We start from the raw sequence: 6,645 nt of genomic DNA, 5'->3' as shown, positions 1-6,645 counted from the left end.
GCACGGCCGCCTCGGCGACGTCGAGGGCGACGCCCTCACGGGCCCGTTTCAGGGCGCGACGCATGGAGTTCTCGGTCGGGCCGGTTACCGAGGTCATGGAATTCGTTCTCTCTCGATCGTGTCTCGCGTGCGATGGTGTCCCGCCGCCGCATGGTGTCCCACCACCGCATGCTGTCCCGCCACCGAATAGGGAGGATCTGACGCTGTTGCGGCACCGAAGACAGCTGCCTATATTTGTAGGACATTTACATGTACGGGTGTGATGCCCGGTGGGTGAACCTCCCCACATCGCAGTCCTGGACGGCCCGGAGGCGGACGCCGGTGACCGCGCGGAGTACCTGCCCGACGCGACGGGGGATACCGGATCGGCGGGACGGCGATGGGCCGTGCCGGCCGGAGTGGTGAAAGGTACTGCATCGATCGCGGCCAGGGAAGGGCCGGCTTGCCCGGACCGCCCGTGGCCCGCGCCTCGGCTTCGGGCACGTCCCGCGTGATCGCGTGGCCGTCCCGCGCATTTCTCTCTGGGAGTGAAGGAATGGACTGGAGGTACGGAGCCGTCTGCACGGATGACGCGGAGTTGTTCTTCGCTGCCGAAACCGCCCGGACGGAGGAGTCGCGAACCCGCTTGGAGGGGGAGGCGAAGGCGCTCTGTGCCCGTTGCCCGGTGCGAACCGCCTGTCTGGACTGGGCTTTGGAGCACAACCAGCAGTCCGGGGTGTGGGGCGGACTGAACCGGGACGAGCGCGGCGTCCTCAAGCGGAAGATCTACCAGTCCCGCGCCCGGGCCACACGCGAAGCCGTTCGCAACGCGGCCCGGGAGGGGAGCGCAGGGGCCGGGCCCGCCGGTGTCTCCGCTCGCCGTCGGCCGGCGTGATCCTTCCGCGGGGGCCTGCCCGGGGCGCGCCCGGGCAGCCGGGCGCCGGCTGGTGCCCAGCGTGCCGCGGGTGGCCGAAACCAGACCGTTACTCCCCGCATCGCGCCGGTGCCTGACCGCGCGGTTGCGTTTTTCTCCCGGTCAGCGGCGTCACGCTGTGTTCACCGGTGCTCTGCTATTAGTTCTGCTTATCGCCCTATCCCTGATCCGATCTGGCCGGATCGGGGCGGGCCTGGCTGACTGTGGGCATCGAAGCAGGCCAGAGGATGTGCGGGGCCAGGATCCCGAATTCCCAGCCTGATCGAGTGGTGTTCCCCGCCGCCAGGCGATCCCCGTCGCCCTGGACACATCAGTGCTGGTGCCCGACCGCTTCGAAAAGCTCTGCCGCTGTCCGGACACTTCGCCCTTCTCGTCAGCTCCGGAGGAATCATGGCTCTCTCCAAGAGAACCCTCGTCATGGGTGCGGGAACCGCACTCGTCGCACTTGTCGCAGGATGTTCGGCGCCCCCGAAGGCATCGGACAAAACCGCCGCCACCGCCGCTTCGGCCTACCTTCCCTGCATCGTCTCCGGGAACGGAGGCTTCAACGACCATTCCTTCAACCAGCTCGGTCTGGAAGGTGTGAAGGCCGTCGCGAAGAAGCTGGGCGGCTCCTACAAGGCCGTCGAGTCCGCCACCCCGAACGACTACGCGACGAACGCCGAGAACCTGGTCGCCCAGAAGTGCGACATCATCGCGGCGGCCGGCTTCGACCTCGTGGCGACCGTGAAGACCGCCGCGGCCAAGAACCCGGCCACGGACTTCCTCATGATCGATGACGACTCGATCAAGGCGAAGAACGTCAAGTCCGTCGTCTTCGCGACGAACGAGGCCGCCTTCCTGGGCGGGTACGCGGCTGCCGCCTACTCGAAGACCAAGGTCGTGGCCACGTGGGGCGGCGTGCAGATTCCGCCGGTCACCCTCTACATGGACGGCGTCGCCGACGGTATCGCCTACTACAACAAGCAGCACAAGGCCCATGTGAAACTGCTCGGCTGGAACGTGAAGAAGCAGCGCGGCACGTTCTCCGGTGACTTCACCGACCAGAACAAGGCCAAGACGATCACATCGAACTTCCTGAGCCAGAACGCCGACGTGGTCATCCCGGTCGCCGGCTCGCTGTACCAGGGTGCCGCCGCCGCGATCAAGAGCGACGGCGGGGACCAGGTCCTGGTGGGTGTGGACGCGGACATCCACGAGACCGACACGAGCGGATACAAGGACCTCTTCCTGACCTCCATCCTCAAGGAGATCCAGACGGTGACCGAGGACGCGGTCCTCGCGTCGGCGCGGAGCAAGACGTTCGACAACACGCAGTACGTCGGGACGCTGAAGAACGGCGGAGTCGGCCTCTCCCCGTTCCACTCCTTCGCCTCGAAGGTCCCGGCCGGTCTGACGAAGGAACTCGACGAGGTCAAGCAGGGCATCGTCGACGGAACCATCAAGGTCACCTCACCGTCGGCCATCACCCGGTAGCCGGGCCGCGCCGGGCCGGTGCGCGCTGTTCCGGCCCGGCGGCGGCAGTGAACTCTCCCGCAGTAGACAGCAGCAGGCTGAGGATCTGATGAAACTCGAACTCCGCGGCATCACCAAGAGATTCGGCGCCCTGACGGCGAACGACCACATCGACCTCGTGGTCGAACCGGGTGAAATCCACTGCCTCCTCGGCGAGAACGGGGCGGGGAAGTCAACCCTGATGAACGTCCTCTACGGCCTTTACCGCGCCGACGAGGGAAAGATCTTGCTGGACGACCAGGAGCAGCACTTCGCGGGGCCGGGCGACGCGATGCGTGCCGGGATCGGCATGGTCCACCAGCATTTCATGCTGGTCCCGGTCTTCACCGTCGCGGAGAACGTGATGCTCGGACATGAGGCCACCCGGTTCGGCGGCCGGCTGGATCTGGCGGCCGCGCGGGCGAAGGTGCGTGAGATCTCGGCCCGCTTCGGGTTCGACATCGATCCGGACGCGCGGATCGAGGACCTGCCGGTAGGCGTCCAGCAGCGTGTGGAGATCATCAAGGCGCTCTCGCGCAACGCGCGGGTGCTGGTGTTCGACGAGCCCACCGCCGTCCTCACGCCGCAGGAGACCGACGAGCTCATGGCGATCATGCGGCAGCTGAAGGCCGGCGGCACCGCGATCGTCTTCATCACGCACAAGCTCCGTGAGGTCCGTGAGGTCGCCGACCGGATCACCGTCATGCGGCTCGGCAAGGTGGTCGGGGAAGCCGATCCGGCCGCCTCCAACGCCGAGTTGGCTTCGCTGATGGTCGGCCGCGCGGTCGTCCTGACCGTCGACAAGGAGCAGTGCGAGCCGGGGGACGCCGCGCTGGTGGTCAGCGGACTGAGCGTGTTCGACGACAAGGGCAGCCCGGTCGTGGACGACGTGAGTTTCACCGTTCACAAGGGTGAGGTCCTGGCCATCGCCGGTGTGCAGGGCAACGGACAGACCGAACTCACCGAGGCGCTCTTCGGGCTCCAGGACCGCCTGGCCGGCGACGTGACGCTGGACGGCGCTCCGCTGTGCGGCAAGTCGGTTGCCCACGTCGTGGAGATGGGGGTCGGGTTCGTGCCGGAGGACCGTCAGCACGACGGCCTCGTGGCCGAGTTCACCATCGCGGAGAACCTCATCCTCAACCGGTCCCGCAGGTCCCCGTTCGTCCGCTTCGGCAGCCTTCGGCTCGCGGACATCCGGGCGTTCGCGCAGCGCAAGACCGCCGAGTTCGACGTGCGCGCCCAGGGCATTCACACCGCGGTCGGACGGCTGTCCGGAGGAAACCAGCAGAAGGTCGTGCTGGCGCGGGAACTCGCCCGGGATCTCCGGCTCTTCATCGCCTCACAGCCGACACGCGGCCTCGACGTCGGCTCCATCGAGTTCGTGCACCAGCAGATCATCGCCGCCCGGGACTCGGGGATCCCCGTGATCGTGGTGTCCACCGAACTGGACGAGGTGTGCGCACTCGCAGACCGCATAGCGGTCGTCTACCGCGGAAGGATCGTGGGAATCGTGCCGGCAGACACGCCCAGGCAGACACTCGGCCTGATGATGGCCGGGGAGCGGCCCGCGGAGGCCGCCGCATGAACGAGCGTCACAGCCCGGACGTCGTCGAAGCCCCGGCGTCCCCGGCGTCGCCCGCGGAAGGGTCCCCCGTGACGCCGGAGGCCCCCGCCGTGACGGTGGCCCCGGCCCGGATCCGCTGGGACAGAGCCGCACAGCAGCTGCTCGAGGGCAACGTGGTCCTGTCCGTACTGGCCGTGGTGGTCGCGCTCCTGGTGGGCGCGGTCCTGATCGTCGCCACGGACAGCGGTGTGCAGGCCACCTTCCCCTACTTCTTCGCCCGGCCCGGCGACACCGTGTCGGCGATCGTGCACGCCGTCGGCGGTTCCTACGGCGCCCTCTTCCAGGGCGGCGTCTACAACGTGCACGGCAGCGGTTTCGCGGAGGGCATCCACCCGCTGCTGACGAGTCTGGGTCTCGCCACCCCGCTCATCGCGGCGGGCCTGGGCAGCGCCATCGCGTTCCGGGCCGGCCTGTTCAACATCGGCGGCCAGGGCCAGATCCTGGTGTCCGGCGCGGTCGCCGGCTGGATCGGCTTCGCGGTGTCCCTGCCCACGGGCCTGCACCTGCTCGTCGCCGTGGCCGGCGGTGTCGCGGCCGGTGCGCTCTGGGCCGGCGTCGCCGGAGTGATCAAAGCGCGGACCGGCGCGCACGAAGTGATCCTCACGATCATGCTCAACTACGTAGCCCTCTACCTGCTGGACTACTTCCTGCACACCCCGTTGCTGCAGACTCCGGGTTCGAGCAACCCGGTCTCTCCCGCCGAGCGGCACAGCGCGGTCTTCCCGGCCCTGTTCGGATCCGCCCTCAACCTCGGCTTCCTGTTCGCCGTGGCCGCCGTCGTGGTGGCCTGGTGGCTGCTGAACCGCTCCGCTCTGGGCTTCCGGTTCCGGGCGGTGGGAGAGAACCCGCATGCCGCGCGCACCGCCGGTATCGACGTACCGCGGATCACCGTGCTGGCCATGCTCGTCTCCGGCCTGTTCATCGGCCTGGCCGGCGCCTACCAGGTACTGGGCCAGACCACATCCGGTTTCACCAACTCGCTCGACGCCGGCATCGGGTTCAACGCGATCACCGTCGCCCTGCTCGGCAGATCACGGCCGTGGGGCGTGCTGGCCGCCGGGATCCTGTTCGGCATCTTCCAGGCCGGCGGGTACGCCATGCAGGCCTCGCAGAGCGTACCGATCGACGTCGTGCAGGTCGTCCAGTCGGTCATCGTGCTCTTCATCGCGGCACCACCACTGGTCCGGGCCATCTTCCGCACCCCGGCCCCCGGTACGGCGGACAGGCGCCGCCGCAGGAAGGAGGCATCGGCATGACAACCGTCGAAGCCACCATGACGACCCCCCAGAACACGAACGCGCCGGTGGTACGCCGGGTGTGGAAGACACCGATCGCCTATGGGGTGTTCACCCTCGTCGCGTTCGTCGTGCTGCTGCTGTTCGGACATCGCGGAACGACGACGTTCAACTTCAACGCGGGGTCCACCGGGGCCCTGGGCCTGCCCCTGCTGACCCTCGGCGTCCGGACGACATCGATCGTCGTGGTCGCACTCGCGGCGGCGGGATGCGCCACCGCCTTCGTCCTGGTCGCGCGAGGCGCGAGCGTTCCGGTCTGGCTCACCTCCCTGTTCGCCCTGGACCTGCTGACCGGATTCCTGTGCTGGGCGGCCAGTGGTCACACACTGCCTCTTCCCACCCTGCTGAGCGGCTCGCTCGCCCTGAGCGTCCCGCTGATCTTCGGCGCGCTGGGCGGTGTGATCTCCGAACGGGTCGGCATCGTGAACGTGGCCATCGAAGGCCAGCTCCTGGGCGGTGCGTTCGCGGCCGCCGTGATCGCCTCCGTGACCGGTTCGGTGGTCGCCGGCATGCTGGCCGCGACGGTCGCCGGCATGCTCATCTCGTTCGTCCTGTCGGTCTTCGCGATCAAGTACGTCGTCGACCAGGTGATCGTCGGTGTCGTACTGAACGTGCTGGTCCTCGGACTGACGAGCTTCCTCTACACCGCCGTCCTGGTGAACCACACCGAGGCGCTGAACACCGCGCCGCAGCTGTCGGTCATCAGCGTTCCCCTGCTGTCGCGGATACCGGTCCTCGGGCCCGTCCTGTTCCAGCAGACCGCGATCGTCTACGTCATGTACGCGGCGGTCGCGCTGGTGACCTTCGGGCTCTTCAAGACCCGCTGGGGCCTGCGGCTGCGCGCGGTCGGCGAACACCCCCAGGCATCCGACACCGTGGGAATCCGGGTGGGGCCCACCCGGTTCTGGAACGTGGCCCTCGCGGGCGGCATCGCCGGACTGGGCGGCGCCTACTTCACGCTCGCCGCGGTGCCGTCCTTCACCAAGGACGTGACCAGCGGGGCCGGGTTCATCGCGCTCGCCGCCGTCATCTTCGGCCGGTGGCACCCCGTGCGGGCCACGCTCGCGGCCCTCCTCTTCGGATTCTCCAGCAACCTCCAGAACGTCCTGGGGATCCTCGGCTCGCCGGTCCCGAGCGACTTCCTCCTGATGCTCCCCTACGTGGTGACGATCTTCGCGGTCGCCGGGCTCGTGGGACGGGGCCGCGGCCCCGCGGCGGCCGGCCGCCCGTACACCAAGAGCTGACCGTCCCGGGCGGCCCGCGCACACCCGCCGGGGCCCGCACGAGCCACACACATCACCTGCAGCAAGGAATTCGGT

Annotated in this window: 4 protein-coding genes and 1 pseudogene; all 5 read left to right on the top strand. The window is 68.5% G+C overall.

All coding sequences use genetic code 11. The annotated features are described in order from the left end of the window. Nucleotides 1-535: 535 nt before the first annotated feature. A pseudogene (locus tag ABZX30_RS26445) lies at nt 536-763 on the top strand (WhiB family transcriptional regulator); the annotation flags it as partial. Nucleotides 764-1,303: 540 nt separating this feature from the next. Next, a complete protein-coding gene (locus ABZX30_RS26440; RefSeq protein WP_355937688.1) occupies nt 1,304-2,389 on the top strand; it encodes a BMP family ABC transporter substrate-binding protein in 1,086 nt (361 codons plus the stop codon). An 88-nt stretch (nt 2,390-2,477) separates the two neighbouring features. Continuing rightward, complete coding sequence (locus ABZX30_RS26435) at nt 2,478-3,992, top strand: ABC transporter ATP-binding protein (protein WP_355937686.1); 1,515 nt, start codon at nt 2,478-2,480, stop codon at nt 3,990-3,992. Beyond that, nucleotides 3,989-5,287, top strand: a complete 1,299-nt coding sequence (locus ABZX30_RS26430; RefSeq protein ID WP_355937685.1) for an ABC transporter permease — start codon at nt 3,989-3,991, stop codon at nt 5,285-5,287. Before ABZX30_RS26435 ends, ABZX30_RS26430 begins: the two co-directional genes overlap by 4 nt. Next, the gene (locus ABZX30_RS26425; protein ID WP_355937683.1) at nt 5,284-6,570 is read left to right on the top strand and encodes an ABC transporter permease; all 1,287 of its coding nucleotides are present in this window, start codon (nt 5,284-5,286) and stop codon (nt 6,568-6,570) included. The genes ABZX30_RS26430 and ABZX30_RS26425 overlap by 4 nt, the downstream gene beginning before the upstream one ends. Nucleotides 6,571-6,645: the final 75 nt, after the last annotated feature.

The sequence above is a fragment of the Streptomyces sp. NPDC004542 genome, from assembly GCF_040610035.1.
GTDB lineage: Bacteria > Actinomycetota > Actinomycetes > Streptomycetales > Streptomycetaceae > Streptomyces.
This window is presented reverse-complemented; position numbering and strand designations above follow the sequence as displayed.

What these genes read in the sequence shown, in the direction of transcription:
- ABZX30_RS26440 (WP_355937688.1), top strand. Translation starts at nt 1,304, where the DNA reads ATGGCTCTCTCCAAGAGAACCCTCGTCATGGGTGCGGGAACCGCACTC.
- ABZX30_RS26435 (WP_355937686.1), top strand. Translation starts at nt 2,478, where the DNA reads ATGAAACTCGAACTCCGCGGCATCACCAAGAGATTCGGCGCCCTGACG.
- ABZX30_RS26430 (WP_355937685.1), top strand. Translation starts at nt 3,989, where the DNA reads ATGAACGAGCGTCACAGCCCGGACGTCGTCGAAGCCCCGGCGTCCCCG.
- ABZX30_RS26425 (WP_355937683.1), top strand. Translation starts at nt 5,284, where the DNA reads ATGACAACCGTCGAAGCCACCATGACGACCCCCCAGAACACGAACGCG.